This window comes from Pseudomonas monachiensis, from assembly GCF_047345015.1.
GTDB classification, from domain to species: Bacteria; Pseudomonadota; Gammaproteobacteria; order Pseudomonadales; family Pseudomonadaceae; genus Aquipseudomonas; species Aquipseudomonas monachiensis.
In genome coordinates this window covers 2,744,537-2,764,482 of the sequence record NZ_CP178857.1, presented here as the reverse complement: position 1 = coordinate 2,764,482, position 19,946 = coordinate 2,744,537, and the positions used below count along the sequence as shown (strand labels likewise).

Sequence of the window (19,946 nt, the reverse complement as noted above, 5' to 3'; positions counted from 1 at the left end):
ACGCTCACCATGCCTTTCTACACACAGCGGCGCATGCCCGTGGCGCAGCGTTTGCTCCACGTTTTCGTATTTACCGGCGCAGGATCAGTGCTGCTGGGCAACAAATCGGCCCTGGCGGATGCGCCCGTGGAGTTTCAATCGACGTTCATGCGACAGCTGGACAACCATGCCAGCGATGCTGGCGCACTGGCCTTGAAAACCCTTTCCGCGAACCAGGATCTGGCACCGGGACGCTACCTTGTCAGTATCGAAGTCAATCGCAGTTTTTTCGACCAGCGAGAAATAGAGTTCACCGCCAATGCCCAGGGCGACGGGCTTTCACCTTGTCTTTCACGGCAACTACTGCTGGACATGGGTATCCGGCTCGATAGCCTGGCCGAGACTGAATCGCTGACCGATGCCTGTGTTGATCTGCCGCGCCTGGTGCCCGGCGCGTTGATCGAACTGCACGGCGGGCAACTGCTGCTTTCCCTCTCCATTCCGCAAATTGCCATGCGCCGGGATGTCGTCGGCTATGTCGACCCGCAACGCTGGGACTACGGCATCAACTCGGCGTTCATCAATTATCAGGTCTCTGCGCAACAGGGCCGCAACCCGTCAGGCCACAACAGCAGCCAGGACCTGTTCCTCAACAGTGGCTTGAACCTGGGTGCCTGGCGCTTGCGCAGTAACAATGCCTTTCGCAGCGACGCACAGGGCGAGCGAAGCTGGACCCGCGCCTATACCTATGTGCAACGTGATCTGCCGGGCATGCACTCACAATTGACCGTGGGCGAGACGTTTACGCCTGGTGACGTATTCAAGAGTGTGCCGATCAAGGGCATTCAGGTGGCTTCTGACATGAGCATGCTGCCCGACTCTCAGCAGCACTATGCACCGATTGTGCGCGGCGTTGCGCAGACCCGGGCCCGATTGGAAATTCGTCAGAACGGTTATCCGATTTATTCCAGCTACGTCAGCCCGGGTCCCTATGAAATCGATGACCTCACCATCGGCGGTGGCAGTGGTGAACTGGAAATCATCCTGACCGAAGCCGATGGTCAGGTGCGGCGATTCACCCAACCTTACGCAACGCTCAGCAACCTGTTGCGTGAAGGCGTCTGGCGCTACAGCACCAGCCTGGGCCGTTACAACGCCGCCTCGTCGTCCACCGATGATACCCCGCTGTGGCAAGGCACCCTCGCCACCGGCACGGGATGGAATTCGACGCTGTATGGCGGGTTGATGGCCAATGAATTCTATCGCGCTGGTACGTTCGGCGTCGGCAGGAACTTTGGTTCCCTCGGTGCGCTCTCGCTCGATGTCACACGCTCCTCGGCCGACATCGACTCAACGAACAGTAGCCGCAATGTCCAGGGCATGAGCTACGCCATCAAATACGGCAAGACCTTCGAGACCCGCACCAACCTGCGCTTTGCCGGCTATCGTTACTCCACCGAAGGGTATCGGGACTTCACCGAAGCGGTGCGTGAACGCAGTGCCGACCAGCGTTTTCGTGGCAGTCGACGCAGCCTGCTCGAAGCCTCGGTGTTTCAGAACATTGCTAGCGACAGCTCGCTGAGCCTGACGTTATCCCAGGAAGATTTCTGGCAATCCGATTATCAGCAACGTCAGTTCCAGTTCAACTTCAACAGTCGTTACAAGTCGATCAACTACAGCCTCTACGCTTCGCAGTCGCTGAACGATGAGCAGTCCAATGACCGGCAACTGGGCTTGAGCGTTTCCTTCCCGCTGGACTTCGGGAACTCGACGACCGCCACATTCGACCTGCGCGAAAGTCGTGGATCAATGAATGAACGGGCATCCCTGTCGGGGCGCAGCGAGGGAGATCGACTCAACTATCGGGCGTCGTTGTCCAACAACGAACAGCATCAACAGACCGCCGAACTGGCAGTGGGTTATCAGACTGCTTTCGCCAGCGTCGGCGCAGGTATCACTCAAGGCACTGACTACAACAACCTCTCGGTCAACGCCACTGGCGCGCTGCTGGCCCACGCCGAGGGTATCGAATTCGGCCCCTACCTGGGTGAAACCAGCGGCCTGGCCTATGTGCCTGGTATCGCCGATGTCGGCCTGTTGAACGCTTCGAGTGCCAAGACCAACGATCGTGGTTATGCCTTGATTCCTTACTTGCAGCCTTATCGGGTCAACCGGGTGATTCTGGACACCAATCAGCTTGATCCGAATGTCGAGATCGAAAACGGCGTGACCCAGGTCGTACCCCGTCGAGGTGCTGTGGTCAAAGCGACCTTCCCTGCCCGAACCGTACAAAGGCTTTTACTGACCACACGTGACAGCCAGGGCGCACCGCTGCCGTTCGGTGCACAGGTCAGCAACGCCGCTGGCGAAGTACTCGGGGTTGTCGGCCAGGCCGGCCAAGTGCTGTTGGGCACCGTCGATGGCCAGCAAACCTTCGATGTGCGTTGGGGGAATGCGGCTACCGAGCAATGCCGGCTGCACGCTGATGTCAAGAATATGCCCCTGGACCAGGGCTATCGGGTTCAAGACCTGACGTGCCGCTGACCAAAGCCTTCGCCTACCCCTGCTCGATGCACCTCTTGGTGCAGCGGGTGGTTTTTTTGCCAGGATAAAACACCGTATGTCGATCAGAATACTTCCAGGCCTGTTGCTCGCGTTAACCGCCATTGGGCTCATGCCGCCCGAGGACGCTCACGCCGCCGGCTCCTGCAGTTGGGGCGGCAGCGCCGGGCCTATTCGCTACGTGGCCAACGTGGGTTCGCTGTACATCCCCAGAGATGCCCAGGTGGGCGACCCCATAGGCCCGGTTGACCAGCCCTTCACCGTAACCGGTAATGGATTGTCCATCCACTGCATGACTGACGGATTGACCCGCCTGACATTCAATGCCGACTCGGCGGCTGCCCCGGTACCCGGCCCTGTGCCGATAAAAAATGGCAGACGGACACTGGGCGCCTTACTGCAAACCAACATTGCCGGGGTTGCGGCTCAAATCAGCCTTGGCAGTCCATACGACGGCATTACGCCCGGCTACTGGAAAATCAGCGGCCCCGACAGCTCGGTGCCCTTCAGTGGCTACATCGATTTCAATACGCCTTTTACTTTGCAACACACGCTATTGAGAGGCGTCGTGACACTGATCAAAACCGGGCCGATCGGCAAGGGCGTACAGCCGCTGGATACCGGCCATGAATTGGTCAAGGCGTCCTTCAGCGATATCCCCGATGCTTTTAGCCTGGCGTTGAGCGGTTCGGTTACCCAGGCCGAATGCACGTTATCGGCCAACCCGGTGAGTGCCGACCCGGTGAAACTGGGGGACTGGTCGACGGCGCAGTTTACCGGCCAAGGCGACACGACCGATCCGGTGCCCTTCAGCATTGCATTGAATTCGTGTATTTCCGACCCGCTGCCGGGCGGCACGGTGACCACCGCGCACATTCGCCTGGAGCCCATGGCCGGCTCGACGACAATCGATGCGAACCTGGGCCTGTTCAGCCTCGGCAGCGGCTCAACCGCAAAGGGTGTCGGCATCCAGATACTGGGACGAGATGCCACCACGCCTGTCATGCTGAACACCGATGTGATGCAGGGCACCATTCCGGCCAGCGGCGGCATGCTGCTGGAGTTCAACGCCCTCTACTATCAGACCGGCGCAACGGCCGATGTCTCGCCGGGGTCGGCGGACGCATCGCTGGCCTTTACCATCACCTACAAATAACCCTGCTCGCCCGGCAGGTCCTGCTGCCGGGGAACGAGGGAGGTGGATGGTTACGTGACCAGCTTCATCGACATTGGCTTGAAGGTACGATAGCTATGTCCCTGGTCAAAGCTGACGCTGGCATACAGGGTAAAGGTGCCGTTGAGCGGCAACGGCGCGACGTAGTCCTTGGGTAGGGATGTGGTGAACATCCCCTTGTCATTGAGCGGTGCCGGCGCATCCTTCAGGAAATCCGTGCGAACTCCGGAAGCCATTGCCCATACGTTTATTCGATGCTGGCTTTCGTGATAAGCCCACTCCTCGATTTCGATATTGGCGCCGTCGGACGCAACCTTGCTCTTGGAGAGCGTCGCCGGCGAGCCGATCTGAGCCTCGGGGCATTCGACCGAGCCGAGCGCATCGGCGGATAACTCGCTGATGGTCAGCGTATACGTCGCTGAATGTTGGGGGTCATGACCGGCCCAGTACCAGATTTCGACCTTGCGCCCATCACCACTGACGGGGATGTTGGCGGCAACGACAGGCGCCGCAATGGCGAATTCCAGGCCACCCGACGTAGTGGGGCTTACGTCCGTCACCGAACCGATACCCTCCTCTCCGCCCAGACCGATAAAGTCAACCCGCACCGCTTCCGTCGGATCGACTTCCGATGCTTCCACCACCACGGTCACACCGGCCGTCCCCCTGAACGGGTTCAATATCCCCGTGCCTGCCGGTGTGCTGTCCGCCTGCCTGACGGTTGGAAACTTGCGCGGGATGGGTGGGCGGATATTGACATCCAGCTTTTCGTCCACGGACAGAACAGACTCGTTTCCAGCTCGGTCACTTACCCGATAAGTCGCATAAAAAACGCCATTGGCCTTGCGAAGCAAATCCCCCGCAAAGCTGACCTGCACCGGCTGCCCCACATCACTGAGCGCAAGCGTCTTCGAGCCTGCCACTTCCCGGCCGCCGGGAGACAGCTCCCAATACCAGGTGATCACGTCACCTACTTTTTTCACGGAGTAATCGGGCACGGTTGCCAGCACCTGATCCTGATGCGCAGGGTCGGCCAGGTAGGCGGCGGTAATGGCGTTGGGCGGAAGTACATTGGAAGGGAAAACCAGCTTGCTGGACGTCGCGACTACAGGCGGGGTTTTATCGATGGTGATGGTGACCGGATCCGACTCATGAGGCGTTCCACTCCAGATCGTCACGATATAGCGAAGTTCGTGTACACCCGAGGGAAGCTTGTCTGCACTGATGGCAACATAAAGATCGTCGGGATGGATAGGCGCCGTCCATTCCTTGCGAGTGATTTCAACGTCGTTGAGGAGGATCTGGATTGACTCCGGATCCTTCTCGGACGGTTGCGAGTTATCCCATGGATCGAAACACACCTTGAGTGGATTGCTCGAGTCACTCCAGGCCGTTCGGTGCAACAGATTGGTTTCCCCGCCCTCGATATTGCTCAAGGGCGCAGGGTCTGTGGTCGGTGGCGGCAGCGGCACAACGGTTTGCTCTGATGACATGGATATCTCCTGCGCCGGGTGACAAGCGCTGGAGACTCACAGAGTCAAAGAGCCCCGAGCGCAATCAACACTCAGCTCCGTTTTCGGGAGCGCCAAGTACCGTCATCAATGACAGCACTCGACAGTAATTGCTGGCTACTTCAGAAGTTTAATTACCAGCTGTAACGCGCACCAAGGTTGAAACCCCAAGGCTGCTCGATTTTATTGCCGTTGCTGTAATCAAAATCGGCGTGCACTGAGACCTTGCCTCTCAGGGTCATGGCGATCCCCGCTCCCAGCTCACCACGGGAGCCGGAAAGATCGGATTTGAACGGGTTGTTATTGACCTCAACATCGTTGTTCTCGGCGAACTCGTGCACATAAGCCGCCCGCAGGTACGGTTGCACGACTTTGCCTTCACCCAGGTTGAAATTGCGTCCGGTGGTGGCACCGACCTTGCCTAGCAAGGATCGCGCGCGATCGCCCTGCGCGGACAAGCCGTTGTCCAGGTCATAACTGGCGCCCTGGACGACCACTCCCGACAACTGGGTAAAAGGCTCGACAAAGTAGTCGTCCGCCAACTTGATATGCCGGCCGAACTCGAGCGACGCACCGACACCATTGTTGTTGTAGTCACCCTTGGCTTTTGTGCCGTCACTGAGTCGTACATCGGACTCATTCTGGAAGCGGTTGAACTTGAGCACACCGTCGAAATAGTACCCGCTCGGTTCATCCAGCCAGGTGGTGTAGGCACCCAGGTAGTAGCTATCAACCGTGCCACTGGTGCCACGGGTCATGTTCAGGTCGGACTTGCTGTAACCACCCAGCAGTCCCACCAACCACTGGCCGTCACCCATCGGCAAGGGGGCATCGGCACCGAACGACAGCCCCTGCTGGGTTTGCTGGTAGGCCACACCGGAACCGGCGCTGACATCGAACTTGTTGCCATAGGCCCGAATCCAGCCACCGGCCTTGCCGTTGTCCATGCGCACTTCGCCCATGCGACTGCGCAAAGTGCTGAGTTCTCCGTACCAGACAGTAGGCGCGGCATTGAACAGCGCCATCACCGATTGGGTGCCCGGGCTGATGGTTTTTGTAGCCGTATTCAGATACCAGTCGTTTTCGCCCTGCTTGATCAGGTCGTAGGAAAACGCACCGAGGTCGACGGCACCGCCGGCCAGTTTGAACGTTGCATCCCCCGAGCCGATATGAACGACGGCGGTCGATGCCGGTGCCCGCGGTTCAGTGCCGCTGCTGTCGAGCGCGATCACATGGTTGCCGCTGGCGTTGCCGGTGACTGTAAGGGTATCGATCTGGCCGGTGGTGAAGTCGTGGTGCATGTAGAACGTACCGCCCTCGCCCGACAACGTTCCCACAGAGAGCTTGAAGAATTCCCCAGGGTTGCCGAACTGTACGCCGCCGCCATTCATGGCCAGGTTTTCAACACTGCCATCGCCGACCATTATCCATCGGGCATCACTGTTGACCGCCAGGTTCTGCACGTTTTCCAGGCGTCCGGTCAGGGTTGCGAAGTTTTCCAGGGTTACATTGGCGGTGCTGCTGCCATCGGCAACGATATCGCCGACCAGATGACTGTTGCCTACACGCAGATTACCTTCAGCGCCGCTGACGACTTCCATCAGTACGCCATTGCTGCCCGTCAGGGTCGAGCCATTGAGTACAGCGATATCGGCCGATACAGTCCCGGCGTTCAGGGTATCGACAATAATGGCCGAGCCGTTGCGCCCGATGACGTGAGAGCCATTCAGATTCAGTGTGCCGGGAGCATTGATCGCCGGATCGAAATTGATTTGAACACCGTTCTTGCCACCGACAATGGTGCTGTCATTGGCATTGACCGTGCCATTGAACAAACGCAAGCCCGCTGCGCTGCCCCCCGTCACTGTACTGCCGGTCAGTGTCAGTGTGCTCATGGCATTGACCGAAGCACCGCTTTGCCCACCGGTGATGGTGCTACCACTCACTTGCACGACAGAGCCCCTGGTGTTGGCGGCATCGTGACTGAGCGCGAGGCCGACCCGGTCGGCACTGATAGCGCTGCCGGTAATGGTGGCGGTGCCTGCATCCAGATGAACGCCATTGTTGTTTCCGGTGCCCTGCACTTGACTGCCGGTCAGGTTCAAGTTGGAACCACTGCTGACTCGAATGTCTTGTGTCCGGGCGCCGTTGGCATTCAACGTGGCGGCATTGATCAATCGATAACTGTCATACGCAGCGCTGCCATCAATATCAAGTGTTGTTGCATTGATCGTGCGAGTCGCTGATACAGCATGCTCGCCAAGCAACATCAGCGGAGCGATGGACAACAATCTCAAGATTTGAGACAGGGGGCTCAAGGTGAACAAACGCGTGCCAGCCATAACAGGCTCCATGATTTCTGGACGAAGAAAGCCCGGATCAACCCTACAGGCTATGATGACCCGACCTACAAAGACGACGCAGAATATCCAGTAACAACTGATTGAAATGCGGGAGTTCCCTTAAGATCTTGTAGGATTTTTCCCATCAGTTTCGACGCCCATCGCCAAACCAGCGCGAGGGGTCCGAGTCCCATGACACGGACCACCGAGGGTTTGCTCCTGCCCGTTTTCACTTTACGGAATGAGACAAGTTCCCGATCCCGCCGAGAGCACCACCCGTGTGTCTGATGCTGGCGATGGGACGGCTACACCGTCGACTTCAAGGGTGTAAATCACTTCGCCCTTACCTTCCTGGTCAGTGGGGCCTCCCCAGGTCGGCAGCAGATGAGTGTCATAAGGCTCGATCAACCACATCAAGCCATTCACCTCCTGATCGGCCGTGACCGGACCCAGCGTGGCTCTCTTGCCAGCGGCTGTAACCGGTACTGGAGAGGCGTATGTGGTGTAAGCCTTCCACTCGACCTCAACCATCATCCCTGCCTTGAGATAGTCGCTAGGCGGAATCCGATATTGAAAGCCCATCTTGCCGGCCTCTGTATGCAGCGAGAGACAGGTCAATCGTTTGGTGGTTGTGCCGACGAGGTTTTGTGGCTCGGCAACCGGCAAGTCCACCGTCAGGAACTCGATTTCAACCTCGGTTGGGTTCTTGGGCCCTTGAGGGTTGGCGATGGCAGGATTGGACAAGGAATACGTCACCGGCATTTTCGCATTGTTGCCTTGCCGGCGGATCACGTCCCAATCCAGTTCGATTCGAATCTCATCACCAGCATTATCGCTGGTGGTATCAATGACATAGGGTGCGCCAATAGGAACGCCATTCCACAGCACCTGATATTCGTCGTCATCGGCAATGGGAGCGACCAGTTCGATCACCGCTTCGATGAGCTCGTCCTCATCGCTGGCAACCAATTTGTTGGCAACGTTTGACTTACCAAACACATCCAGCGGCAGCAGCAACGGGTTGCCGGGCCACGGATCGGGGTTGCCAGGACCTGTGGTTTCGAAGTTGACCATCACCGTGCCGGACTCGCCGCCCAGTTCGAGTATGCCGCGGTACAACTTGTATGCAATGGGGGTGGAAACAGCCCCTGTCGCGGCGCCGTACCGATCACGCATGTGCTCCCAGTTCACTCCGATACTGATGGTACTACCCGGGTTGGAACCGATCGGCGTGCGATAAGCCAACGCTACCCCATCCCAAATGATCTCGACCTCATCGGTACTTTTCGCATGCAGGATGCTGGGGAACTCGACGTGAACGCCCTGGAGCGCGTCGTTTCGATCGACATAACCTTTGGGGACCGCTTCCGGCACACTCGGTGCTGGATAGGGCAATGGCGGAAGGGTGCCGAGCGCGACAGGGATCAAGTCATACAACGAAATCCTGCTGCGGTTACCCGCCTTGTCGAAAATGGTATAGCCACCACAGAAGCCGCCGTCACCCAGTAAGCGAATCAGGTCAACCGGGAACTTCACCTTTCGGTCCGCCCCCAACTCGACCACATCAATTGGTACGATTAAATCCGGGTCTTCGGGCAACCGGTCCTTCATCCAGGCAAAGGCCACCTGGTCACCTTCCGCTGCCCCGGTCCAGGTGGGGATGGTGCCATCAACGTCCGTCAACCCGGCAAGATTGGTCTCGGTGAAGGGCGGCGTAATTGAAAATGTAATCTTGCCAGGTGCCGCTGTACCGTTAGGCGGGGTCTTGTCGATAAAGACCGGCACATCCTCCGACTCGGCAGGCGTCCCAACCCAGTTAACATGTTGATAACGGATCTTGAATGCCCCCTCGTTTTCATCTTTCAACAGAAAGTCAGCCGGGAGGGTGATCGGCAAAGGGAAAGAGGACGTACCTTCGGTGTAGTCGACACTCGCAACATCTTCGTATTCATCACTGCCGACCCGCGCAATCTGAAGTGTCACGGTTTCGGTTTCACCATCAGGTGGAAGTGTCGCCCAGGCTGTAACCTGCAACAGGATTCCGGCATCCAGTGAAGCCCGAGGGAACAGGCCTGGCGGGTTTCCAGGCAGCGTTACGGTACTGACATCCGGTTTGACGAACTCCAATGGGCCATTGCGCCCAGGTTCGCGTTGACTCCATGCGGGTAATATTTGCTTGCTGCCGTAACTCGCCATGACATCGTTCTCCCATGAACAACACTTCGACCTTTGCGCACGCAATGGTCACCAAGCCTGTCTGGCAGATCGAGACATCGGGTAAGCGCAGCACTGTCCCTTCGCTCTGCTCGGTAACTGGACCTTGAGCGAATTAAACGGCAGTTTTTAGCAACGCGATACTGTCAAAGTTGACAGGTATCCGCACTTTTTTTGCACGGCTGGAACAGGTTCAGACGGGGTTGGATCGCACGTTCAGCGCTCAGGCCGGGGTGAAAAACCTCAGGCCCGCCGCCCCTCGAGCAAGTCCGTCACACACAGGGAAATACGTCGGCAGGCATCCGCCAGCTTCAGTCGGTCCACCACCAGGCCGAGGCGAATATGCCCCGCCGCACTCGGCCCGAAGGCTTCGCCGGCCAGCACCGACACGCCATAGCCGTCCAGCAACCGCTCGGCAAAGTGCTGGGCCGACAACCCGGTCTGACGCACGTCGACCATCACGAACATGCCGCCATCGGGGCGAATCGCCCGGATGCCAGGGCACAGATCCAGGCTGGCGCACACCAGGTCGCGACGCTGGCGATACTCCTCACGCATCAGCGCCACGTGCGGCAGGTTTTCATCCAGCGCCAACTGCGCGGCGTTCTGGATGAAATCCGGAATGCCGAACAGCATGCACAACGACAGATTCACCAAATGTTCACACAGCGTTTGCGGCCCGATCACCCACCCCACCCGCCAGCCACTCATGGCGTGGGACTTCGACAGGCTGTTGATCGTCGCCGTGCGTTCGGCCATGCCCGGCAAGCTCGCGGGGCTGATGTGTTCGCCCTCGAACAGCAGTTCGCTGTAGACCTCGTCGCTGATCAACCACAGGTCATGGCGAATGCACAATTCGGCCAGCGCTTTCCAGGTCGTCAGCGGCAGGTTGGCGCCGGAGGGGTTGTTCGGGCTGTTGAGCAACATCGCGCGGGTGTTCGGCGTGATCAGTGCCGCGACATCCGCCGGATCGACTCGAAAGCCGTTCTGCGAACGCACCGGTACCGGCACCACTTTCGCCCCGCAGGCGCCGAACACGCCTTCGTAGGTCACGTACATCGGTTCGGCGACGAGCACTTCGTCCCCCGGATCGAGCAGGCATTGCACCACCGAATACACCGCGCACTGCGCCCCGGGGAAGACGATCACGTGCCGCGCATCCACTGCCTGGCCGCTGCGCTGGCGATGATGCCGGGCGATGCTGTCGCGCAAGCCCTGGCTGCCGCGCACCGCCGGGTAATGCGTGTCGCCGGCCAGCAAACTGCCAATCGCGGCCTGGACGATGGGTGGTGGGGTGTCGAAATCCGGGTCGCCGATCGACAGCAGCAAGACATCGACACCCTGCTCGCGCAGCGCCAGCGCTCGATCGTGAATCTGCCAGGCCGCCGCTCCGTCACCGGCGATTCGTTGGGTCAAGGCTGAGTAGCGCATGGCGTTCTCCTGTGGCGCGTATTCCTGGCCACAACCCTATCTCAAATCGCGCAGTACGGCACCTCGCCATCACTTGTTTAAGGGTGTTCAAACGTTTACCGGCTGGCCATCCGCCAGACCCGCGCCACATCGGTCGCCCGCTCACGCAGCAAGCGCGGCGCCTCGGCACAGGCCTGCTCCAGGGTCATCGGCCCGCTCGCCAGGGCAAACGCCGCGTCGATACCGTGCTCGTACAGTGCCTGATAGCCCTCGCCCAACGTGCCCGCGATGACGATGACCGGCACGCCGTGTTCCCGGGCAACCCGCGCCACGCCAAAGGGCGTCTTGCCGCGCAGGGTTTGCGCATCGAAACGTCCTTCACCGGTGATCACCAGGTCGGCGCCCGCAACGGCGTCGGCCAGGCCCACGAGTTCGGCCACCACTTCAACACCCGCCTTGAATTGCGCACCGAGGAACGCCTTGGCGGCAAACCCCAGACCGCCCGCCGCGCCACTGCCCGGCTCGTCGCGTACGTCGTGGTTCAAGGCCTGTGCGCAATGGTCGGCAAAGTGCCCCAAAGCGTGGTCCAGCTGTTCGACCTGCACCGGCGAGGCGCCTTTTTGCGGGCCGAAGATCGTCGAGGCACCGTGGGGGCCGCACAGCGGATTGTTGACGTCGGCGGCGATGTCGAAACGCACCTGGGTCAGGCGCGGATCGATGTCACTCAAGTCGACGCGGGCCAACTGCGCCAGGGCGAGGCCGCCCGGTGACAGCGTCTGCCCCTGGAAGTCGAGCAGTTTCACGCCCAGGGCCTGCATGGCACCGGCGCCGCCGTCGTTGGTCGCACTGCCGCCAATCGCCAGGATCACCCGTTGCGCACCGGCATCCAGCGCGGCGCGGATCAATTGCCCGGTCCCGAAGGTGCTGCTGATGCATGCATCACGCTGAGCCAGAGGGACCAACTGCAACCCGCTGGCTTCGGCCATTTCGATAATCGCGGTGTGGCTATCGGGCAACCAGCCCCAAGCGGCATTCACCGTAGCCCCTAAAGGCCCGCGCACCTCATTGCGGCGCAGTTCGCCATCGCACGCCGCCAGGATCGACTCGACAGTCCCTTCCCCGCCGTCGGCCATCGGGCATTTGATCAGTTGCGCATCAGGCCAGACCTGGGCCAATCCCAATGCAATGGCATCGGCCACGCCTTGGGCGCTGAGGCTGTCCTTGAACGAGTCGGGGGCGATCACGATTTTCATGGGAATTCTCCAGTTCCAATGCCCACATGCTGCCAGCCGCCAGGAACAATAACGCCGGGCCGCTGCACAAGCGGTGTTGAGGATTATTGTTCATTTCCACAAAGTACCGGCCTTTTGTGGGAGCGGGCTTGCTCGCGAAAGCGGTGGGTCAATCAGCATTGATGTTGGATGTGATGGCCTCTTCGCGAGCAAGCCCGCTCCCACAGGGGAATTGCGTGATTCATGGTTGGGTGTCTGTCTGGGGCAGCAGTTGCACCCCCAGATACAGCGCGAGCATCCCGTCGAGCCGCAACGGATCAACCCCGCTCAGCTCGGCAATTCGCTCCATGCGGTAGCGCAGGCTGTTGCGGTGAATGCCCAGTGCATCGGCGCAGGCCTGGCTCTGGCCGTCGTGTTCGCACCAGCTGCGCAGGGTTGCCAGCAACTGGCCGTTGTTGTCCTTGGCAATGACCTTGCGCAGCGGATTGAGCAGTTCGTCGAGGGCGTCGTCGTTGCGGTGGCGCCAGAGCATCACCGGCAGCCGATAGCGGTTGAGCGTCAGCAATCGCGAGCGCGGCAACACCTCGCGCCCGTAGGCCAACAAGTCACCGACCCGGCGATAGCAGCGCCGCAAGCCCGAAAGGCCATCGGCCTGCCCGCCCACGGCAATGCGCAGGATGTTCCAGCCCAGGCCGTCGAGCTTGTCCAGCAAGCGCTCGTTCTCCACCGTCTGGCTTGCCGGCCGGCACCAGAGCAACGAGGTCTTGGCCGAGCTCACGCACCAACTGTCGGGGTGGCGGCTGGTCAACCAGGCGCTGAGGGCCTCGACGGTTTGCCCTGGCGCGTGCTCAAGTCCCAGTTCGAACAGGTACGGCACCCGGGTCATCTGGGGCTTGAGGCCCAACTGCTGCGCTTCGTCGACCAGTCGCGGCGCATCCCCGGCTTCGCTGAGCAACAACGCCAGCAGATCATCGCAGCGCTGGCGCCGCCATTGTTGCTCGGCCTGCTGGTTGCGCTGGCCCACCAGCATCTCGGCGGTCATGCGCACCAGTTCGGCGTAGGTGCGCAGTTGCTCGGGTTCGCCGGTGATGCCCAATACACCGATCAGACGCTGGTCCAGCATCAGCGGCAGGTTGATGCCCGGCTGCACGCCCTTGAGATGAATCGCCGTCTGCGCATCGATCTCCACCACCCGGCCATTGGCCAAAACCAGTTGCGCGCCTTCATGCCGGGTGTTGACCCGATCCGGCTCGCCGCTGCCCAGGATCAAGCCCTGGCTGTCCATGACGTTGACGTTGTACGGCAGGATAGCCATCGCCCGGTCGACGATGTCCTGGGCCAGGTCGTGATCGAGTTCGAACATGCAAGTGATCCTTGAAGACAGTGATGGAACGGGTTGTTCACCCGCACAGGCCTTGGTTGCAAACCCTGTGCTCAGGCACAAAGACAGCCACCCTGGGGGTGGTCGAGACTCTCTGGGCGATCAACGTTACCCTTTGCATCGCAAAAAATCATAATAAAGAGAGAGCCGCCATGACCCAGAGCGCCGTAGCGTCCGACGCCATCGCTGACGACAAAAATGCCGTCTACAAGCGCATCACCCTGCGCTTGATCCCCTTCATTTTCATCTGCTACCTGTTCAACTACCTCGACCGGGTAAACGTTGGGTTTGCCAAACTGCAGATGCTCGATGCGCTGAAGTTCAGCGAAACCGTGTACGGCCTCGGCGCCGGCATCTTCTTTATCGGCTATGTACTGTGCGGCGTGCCAAGCAACCTGGCGTTGACCAGATTCGGCCCACGGCGCTGGATTGCGCTGATGATGATCACCTGGGGCACCCTGTCGACCTGCCTGCTGTTCGTCACCACGCCGACCGAGTTCTATACCCTGCGCCTGTTCACCGGCGCGGCCGAAGCCGGGTTCTTCCCGGGCGTGGTGTTGTACCTCTCGCAATGGTTCCCGACCTTCCGCCGTGGCCGCATCATGGCGCTGTTCATGTCGGCGATCCCGGTCTCCGGCCTGCTCGGCAGCCCGTTCTCCGGCTGGATTCTCAACCACTTCGCCGCCGGCCAAGGTGGTTTGGCGGGCTGGCAGTGGATGTTCCTGCTGCAAGGCATTCCCACCATCATCCTCGGTGCGCTGGCTTACTTCCTGCTCAGCGACAGCTACGCCAACGCCAAGTGGCTGACCCCGTTCGAGCGTTCGGTGCTGGAAGCCGACCACGCCGAAGATCTGGCGAACAAGCCGAAAACCACGACCGATTCGCTGCTGGCGGTGTTCAGGAACCCGGCGATCTGGGCCTTCGGCCTGATCTATTTCTGCATCCAGAGTGGCGTGTACGCGATCAACTTCTGGCTGCCGTCGATCATCAAGAACCTGGGCTTCAGCGATAACCTGGTGATCGGCTGGCTCAGTGCGATTCCGTACCTGCTGGCCGCGGTGTTCATGCTGATTGTCGGCCGTTCGGCGGACCTGCGCCAGGAACGTCGCTGGCATCTGGTGGTGCCGATGCTGATGGGCGCGCTGGGGCTGCTGATCGCGGTGAACTTCGCCGCCAACCCGGCCATCGCGATTCTCGGCCTGACCATCGCCACCATGGGCGCCCTCACCGGCCTGCCGATGTTCTGGCCGGTGCCGACCGCCCTGCTCAGTGCGGGCGCCGCGGCTGGCGGCCTGGCGCTGATCAACTCCATGGGGCAAATGGCCGGTTTCCTCAGCCCGTACCTGGTGGGTTGGGTCAAGGACAGCACCGGCTCGACCGATGCGGCGCTGTACTTGTTGGCGGGTGTGATTGTCGGCGGCAGTCTGCTGGCGTTGCGCATGACCCGTACCTTGCGCGCCTAATCAGCGAAGATCAAAAGATCGCAGCCTGCGGCAGCTCCTACACAGCAATGACATACAGCCTGTAGGAGCTGCCGCAGGCTGCGTTCTTTTTCGTTTGCCATGTCCAACAATTTTGATATCTGATTGAGCCTTTCCCACTGGTAAAAGGATTTGCTCATGAGCTACCGCACGCTGGGTCATTCGGGTCTGCAGGTGTCCACCCTGACCCTGGGCACCATGATGTTCGGCGAACAGACCAGCGCCGAAGATTCCCTGCGAATCATCGACAAGGCCTGGGACCAGGGCATCAACTTCATCGACACCGCCGACGTCTACACCAACGGCCGTTCCGAAGAAATCGTCGGCGAAGCCATCGCCAGCCGCCGCCATGAATGGGTGCTGGCCACCAAGGTCGGCTTCGGTCCCGTGGATGGCGTCCCCAACCGCAGCGGCTTGAGTCGCAAGCACCTGTTCAACGGCATCGATGCCAGCCTGACGCGCTTGGGCACCGACTACCTCGACATCTATTACCTGCACCGCGAAGACCACAATACGCCGCTGGAAGTCACGATCTCGGCCATCGGCGATTTGATTCGCCAGGGCAAAATCCGCTATTGGGGCCTGTCCAACTACCGTGGCTGGCGCATCGCCGAAGTCATCCGCGTGGCCGACAAACTGGGGGTTGACCGGCCGGTGATCAGCCAGCCGCTGTACAACATCGTCAACCGCCAGGCTGAAACCGAGCAGATCACGGCGGCGCACAACTACGGTCTGGGCGTGGTGCCCTACAGCCCGTTGGCGCGCGGTGTGCTCAGCGGTAAATACGCGCCGGATGTGAAACCGGACGCCAGCAGCCGAGCCGGACGCCAGGACAAACGCATCCTGGAAACCGAATGGCGAGTCGAGTCCTTGCACATCGCCCAGCAGATCCAGCAATACACCCGGCAGCGTGGCGTCGGCATCGTCGAGTTCGCGATTGCCTGGGTGCTGAACAACAGCGCCGTGACCTCGGCCATTGTCGGGCCGCGCACGGAGGAGCAATGGGACGCCTACACTAAGGCGCAGGCGGTGAAGATCACGGCCGAGGACGAGGCGTTCATCGATTCGCTGGTGACGCCGGGGCATGCGTCGACACCGGGGTTCAATGATGTGAGCCATTTTGTGTCGGGGCGTACACCGCGCAGTACCTGAAGAAATAGAAAACCAATGTGGGAGTGGGCTTGCTCGCGAAGGCGGAGTGTCAGCCACATCAATGTTGTTTGACCCACCGCTTTCGCGAGCAAGCCCGCTCCCACAGGGTCCTGGTTGATTGATCGGTCAATATTCGCCTGAAAAACCACGTATCCTCTGCGCCCGTTTAAATCTCACTCAAAATCACGCGAGGACAGCTTGTCTAAAGGTATCGCTCTATCGGTTTCAGCCTCGGTGCTGTTTGCCGTCATGTATTACTACACGTCGCTGCTCACCCCCTTGAGCGGCGTGGAAATCTTCGGTTGGCGCATGCTGCTGACCGTCCCGTGCATGACCGTGTTCATGGTGGTGTCCGGGGAATGGAAACGCGTGGTGGAGATCGTTCGGCGCGCCATGGCCAATCCGAAACTGATGGGTGCGTTGATCGCCTCCTCGGCCCTGCTCGGCGTGCAATTGTGGCTATTCATGTGGGCGCCGTTGAACGGCTACAGCCTTGATGTATCCCTCGGCTATTTCCTGCTGCCGCTGACCATGGTCTTGACCGGTCGCCTGGCCTACGGCGAACGCCTGTCCTACCTGCAAAAAGTTGCCGTGGTGTTCGCCTGCCTGGGGGTGGTCAACGAGGTGTATCAGGTCGGTGGGTTTTCCTGGGCGACCTTGCTGGTCTGCGTGGGTTATCCGGCCTACTTCGTCCTGCGCAAACGGCTGGCGGCGGACAACCTCGGTGGCTTGTGGCTGGACATGGCATTGACCCTGCCGGTGGCGTTCTGGTTCGTCCAGAGCGGCGCGCAAGGTTTTGGTGTGTTTGAACAGCACCCATGGTTGTCGCTGTTGATCCCCATGCTCGGCGTGATCAGCGCATCGGCACTGGTGGTCTATATCATTGCCAGTCGCCTGCTGCCGTTCAGCCTGTTCGGCTTGTTGAGCTATGTCGAACCGGTGTTGCTGCTGGGTGTGGCGTTGCTGTTGGGAGAGAGCATCAAGGCTGGCGAATGGCTGACCTACATCCCGATCTGGATGGCGGTGCTGGTGCTGGTGTTCGAAGGGTTCAAGCATCTGGTGCGCCAGCGCAGGCCTTAACGCAAAAGATCGCAGCCTTCGGCAGCTCCTACATGGTTTGCATTCCCTGTAGGAGCTGCCGAAGGCTGCGATCTTTTGATCAAAAAAAACCGGTCAACGACCGGTTTTTTTACATCGGCTTAGTCCGTGGACAAAACACCACGACGCACCTGGTCACGCTCGATGGATTCGAACAGCGCCTTGAAGTTGCCTTCGCCGAAACCGTCGTCGCCCTTGCGCTGGATGAACTCGAAGAACACCGGCCCCATCAGGGTTTCCGAGAAGATCTGCAGCAGCAGACGCTTGTCGCCCGAATCGGACGATCCGTCCAGCAAGATGCCTCGCGCCTGCAGTTCCCCCACCGGCTCGCCGTGGTTCGGCAAACGGCCTTCGAGCATTTCGTAGTAAGTTTCCGGCGGCGCGGTCATGAAGCGCATGCCGATGCTTTTCAGGTGGTCCCAGGTCTTGATCAGGTCATCGGACAGGAACGCAACGTGCTGGATGCCCTCGCCGTTGAACTGCATCAGGAACTCTTCGATCTGCCCCGCGCCCTTGGACGACTCTTCGTTCAGCGGGATGCGGATCATGCCATCGGGTGCGGTCATGGCCTTGGAGGTCAGGCCGGTGTACTCGCCCTTGATGTCGAAGTAGCGGATTTCGCGGAAGTTGAACAGCTTCTCGTAGAAGTTGGCCCAGTAGGCCATGCGACCGCGATACACGTTGTGGGTCAGGTGATCGATGATCTTCAGGCCGGCGCCGACCGGATGGCGGTCCACACCTTCGATGAACACGAAGTCGATGTCATAGATCGAGCTGCCTTCGCCGAAACGGTCGATCAGGTACAGCGGCGCACCACCGATGCCTTTGATCGCCGGCAGGTTCAGTTCCATCGGGCCGGTTTCGATGTGGATCGGCTGGGCGCCGAGTTCCAGGGCACGCTTGTAGGCTTTTTGCGAATCCTTGACGCGAAACGCCATGCCGCACACCGACGGACCGTGCTCGGCCGCGAAGTACGAGGCCACGCTGTGGGGTTCGTTGTTGAGGATCAGGTTGATCGCGCCCTGGCGGTACAGGTGCACGTCCTTGGAACGGTGGGTCGCCACCTTGGTGAAGCCCATGATCTCGAAGATCGGCTCCAGGGTGTTCGGGGTCGGCGATGCGAGCTCGATGAATTCAAAGCCCATCAGGCCCATTGGGTTTTCGTATAAATCTGCCATGGTCGGCGCCTCATCATTTTTTTATCAATTAACAAAGGTTAGTTGTAAGCAATGCTGAGACCGGTGGGTGGCGCACAGGAGATGCCCCGCACACTGCGGGCGAGAAAGTCACCGTAGATCAGTTGAAACCCGAATATCTTCATTGTCGACCCAAGGCTCTTGCGGGCGAGGCTTCTGCTGCCAGAAGACGATTATTATTGTATGCGTAACCGGATTCTACACAGCGTAAATCGATTTGTCCGCCTTCTGTATCAAATCCCCTTTTTCCATGCCCGCGCAAGGGGTTTGTTGCAGAGGAAAATCCCCGCCAGTATCAACCCGCCACCCAGGCACATGGCCAGCGTCAGCGGCTCATCCAGCAGCAGCGCGCCGAGGATCACCGCCGTCAACGGGTTCAAGGCAATGAACACCCCGGAACGGGTCGCACCGATCTTGCGGATGCCGTCGTAGTAGCCGATGTACGCCAGCGCCGAACCCAGCACGCCCAGGTACAAAAGGCTCAACCATTGCTGCGCACCGAGCTGGGCGATCGCGGCGACACTCACCTCACCGCGCGCGATGCAGGTGACCCAGAGCATGCCGGTGCCCAGCAGGATTGACCAGGTCACGGTTTGTACCGGTCCCAGGCTGTGATTCAGTTCTTTGGAGAACAGCGAGTAGACACCCCAGCCAAGGACACAGCCGAAAATCAACAGATCACCGAGCCAGGCACCGGCACCGCCGGCCAGTAGTTGCGGGTCGCGACTGACGATCACCATGCTCGCGCCCGTCATGCAGATCGCGATGCCGACGACTTTGGCCCGGTTCAAGCGCTCCTTGAACAGGAGCCAGGAAGCCAGGCCGATCACCGCCGGGTTCAGCGCCACGATCAAGGACGCCCGTGAAGCGCTGATGTAATGCAGGCCATAAAAGAAGCACAGGTTGTAAAAGAAGATCCCGAAAAAGCCAAGCAAAAGCAATTGCAGCCATTGCCGGGGGCTGGGCCGGACCAGCGGTGTCCGCGCCATGCGTATAAACAGCAGCAACGCCACGCTGGCCAGCAGAAACCGCAGGCTGGCCGCCAGTAGCGGACTGAGGCCGCCGGCCAGATAGCGCCCGGCGACGAAGGTGCCACCCCACACCATGGTGACCGCCGCCAGTTTCAGATACACCGGCCGATCCGAGGGTTTTGACAGGCTTTGCTCACAGATCGTCATGGATTCCAGGACCGGATAGTGAAGAGATGCCGTATC

The 19,946-nt window shown here is 60.0% G+C and carries 13 protein-coding genes; 5 read left to right on the top strand and 8 right to left on the bottom strand.

Features of this window, described 5'->3' with window-relative positions; translation table 11 throughout:
• The first annotated feature begins 9 nt into the window (after window positions 1-9).
• Entirely contained in the window at window positions 10-2,523 is a 2,514-nt protein-coding gene (locus ACMDB8_RS12430) for a fimbria/pilus outer membrane usher protein (RefSeq protein ID WP_409078953.1), read from the top strand.
• A gap of 76 nt (window positions 2,524-2,599) precedes the next feature.
• A complete protein-coding gene (locus tag ACMDB8_RS12425; RefSeq protein WP_223540913.1) occupies window positions 2,600-3,697 on the top strand; it encodes a fimbrial protein in 1,098 nt (365 codons plus the stop codon).
• Between the two features lie 50 nt (window positions 3,698-3,747).
• Here the strand turns inward: ACMDB8_RS12425 and ACMDB8_RS12420 are convergent, their stop codons facing one another.
• The 6 genes from ACMDB8_RS12420 to ACMDB8_RS12395 form a co-directional block, all read right to left on the bottom strand.
• A complete protein-coding gene (locus ACMDB8_RS12420; RefSeq protein WP_409078954.1) occupies window positions 3,748-5,208 on the bottom strand; it encodes a hypothetical protein in 1,461 nt (486 codons plus the stop codon).
• Between the two features lie 152 nt (window positions 5,209-5,360).
• The gene (locus tag ACMDB8_RS12415; RefSeq protein WP_409078955.1) at window positions 5,361-7,568 is read right to left on the bottom strand and encodes an autotransporter outer membrane beta-barrel domain-containing protein; all 2,208 of its coding nucleotides are present in this window, start codon (window positions 7,566-7,568) and stop codon (window positions 5,361-5,363) included.
• 234 nt (window positions 7,569-7,802) lie between these two features.
• Window positions 7,803-9,764, bottom strand: coding sequence for a hypothetical protein (locus tag ACMDB8_RS12410; protein WP_409078956.1), 1,962 nt, complete (start codon window positions 9,762-9,764; stop codon window positions 7,803-7,805).
• Window positions 9,765-10,025: 261 nt separating this feature from the next.
• Window positions 10,026-11,213, bottom strand: a complete 1,188-nt coding sequence (locus ACMDB8_RS12405) for a pyridoxal phosphate-dependent aminotransferase (RefSeq protein WP_056724532.1) — start codon at window positions 11,211-11,213, stop codon at window positions 10,026-10,028.
• A gap of 95 nt (window positions 11,214-11,308) precedes the next feature.
• Entirely contained in the window at window positions 11,309-12,445 is a 1,137-nt protein-coding gene (locus tag ACMDB8_RS12400; RefSeq protein ID WP_056724530.1) for a glycerate kinase, read from the bottom strand.
• Between the two features lie 220 nt (window positions 12,446-12,665).
• Window positions 12,666-13,787, bottom strand: coding sequence for a sugar diacid recognition domain-containing protein (locus ACMDB8_RS12395; protein ID WP_056724528.1), 1,122 nt, complete (start codon window positions 13,785-13,787; stop codon window positions 12,666-12,668).
• A 170-nt stretch (window positions 13,788-13,957) separates the two neighbouring features.
• Between ACMDB8_RS12395 and ACMDB8_RS12390 the strand changes: the two genes are divergently transcribed.
• The 3 genes from ACMDB8_RS12390 to rarD all read left to right on the top strand — a co-directional run bounded on the left by ACMDB8_RS12390 (window position 13,958) and on the right by rarD (window position 17,518).
• Window positions 13,958-15,268: an MFS transporter gene (locus tag ACMDB8_RS12390; RefSeq protein ID WP_056724526.1), complete on the top strand. Its 1,311-nt coding sequence runs from the start codon at window positions 13,958-13,960 to the stop codon at window positions 15,266-15,268.
• 156 nt (window positions 15,269-15,424) lie between these two features.
• Window positions 15,425-16,438: an aldo/keto reductase gene (locus ACMDB8_RS12385; protein WP_223540909.1), complete on the top strand. Its 1,014-nt coding sequence runs from the start codon at window positions 15,425-15,427 to the stop codon at window positions 16,436-16,438.
• Window positions 16,439-16,636: 198 nt separating this feature from the next.
• Complete coding sequence (rarD, locus tag ACMDB8_RS12380) at window positions 16,637-17,518, top strand: EamA family transporter RarD (RefSeq protein WP_056724522.1); 882 nt, start codon at window positions 16,637-16,639, stop codon at window positions 17,516-17,518.
• 119 nt (window positions 17,519-17,637) lie between these two features.
• Here the strand turns inward: rarD and hppD are convergent, their stop codons facing one another.
• On the bottom strand, window positions 17,638-18,714 hold the full coding sequence (gene hppD, locus ACMDB8_RS12375; protein WP_056724520.1) for a 4-hydroxyphenylpyruvate dioxygenase: 1,077 nt from the start codon (window positions 18,712-18,714) through the stop codon (window positions 17,638-17,640).
• A 251-nt stretch (window positions 18,715-18,965) separates the two neighbouring features.
• Entirely contained in the window at window positions 18,966-19,910 is a 945-nt protein-coding gene (locus ACMDB8_RS12370; RefSeq protein ID WP_056724518.1) for a DMT family transporter, read from the bottom strand.
• Window positions 19,911-19,946 lie beyond the last annotated feature (36 nt).

Bases quoted from the DNA above. Each gene is read 5' to 3' on its own strand.
- ACMDB8_RS12430 (WP_409078953.1), top strand. From the start codon at position 10: ATGCCTTTCTACACACAGCGGCGCATGCCCGTGGCGCAGCGTTTGCTC.
- ACMDB8_RS12425 (WP_223540913.1), top strand. From the start codon at position 2,600: ATGTCGATCAGAATACTTCCAGGCCTGTTGCTCGCGTTAACCGCCATT.
- ACMDB8_RS12420 (WP_409078954.1), bottom strand. From the start codon at position 5,208: ATGTCATCAGAGCAAACCGTTGTGCCGCTGCCGCCACCGACCACAGAC.
- ACMDB8_RS12415 (WP_409078955.1), bottom strand. From the start codon at position 7,568: ATGGCTGGCACGCGTTTGTTCACCTTGAGCCCCCTGTCTCAAATCTTG.
- ACMDB8_RS12410 (WP_409078956.1), bottom strand. From the start codon at position 9,764: ATGGCGAGTTACGGCAGCAAGCAAATATTACCCGCATGGAGTCAACGC.
- ACMDB8_RS12405 (WP_056724532.1), bottom strand. From the start codon at position 11,213: ATGCGCTACTCAGCCTTGACCCAACGAATCGCCGGTGACGGAGCGGCG.
- ACMDB8_RS12400 (WP_056724530.1), bottom strand. From the start codon at position 12,445: ATGAAAATCGTGATCGCCCCCGACTCGTTCAAGGACAGCCTCAGCGCC.
- ACMDB8_RS12395 (WP_056724528.1), bottom strand. From the start codon at position 13,787: ATGTTCGAACTCGATCACGACCTGGCCCAGGACATCGTCGACCGGGCG.
- ACMDB8_RS12390 (WP_056724526.1), top strand. From the start codon at position 13,958: ATGACCCAGAGCGCCGTAGCGTCCGACGCCATCGCTGACGACAAAAAT.
- ACMDB8_RS12385 (WP_223540909.1), top strand. From the start codon at position 15,425: ATGAGCTACCGCACGCTGGGTCATTCGGGTCTGCAGGTGTCCACCCTG.
- hppD (WP_056724520.1), bottom strand. From the start codon at position 18,714: ATGGCAGATTTATACGAAAACCCAATGGGCCTGATGGGCTTTGAATTC.
- ACMDB8_RS12370 (WP_056724518.1), bottom strand. From the start codon at position 19,910: ATGACGATCTGTGAGCAAAGCCTGTCAAAACCCTCGGATCGGCCGGTG.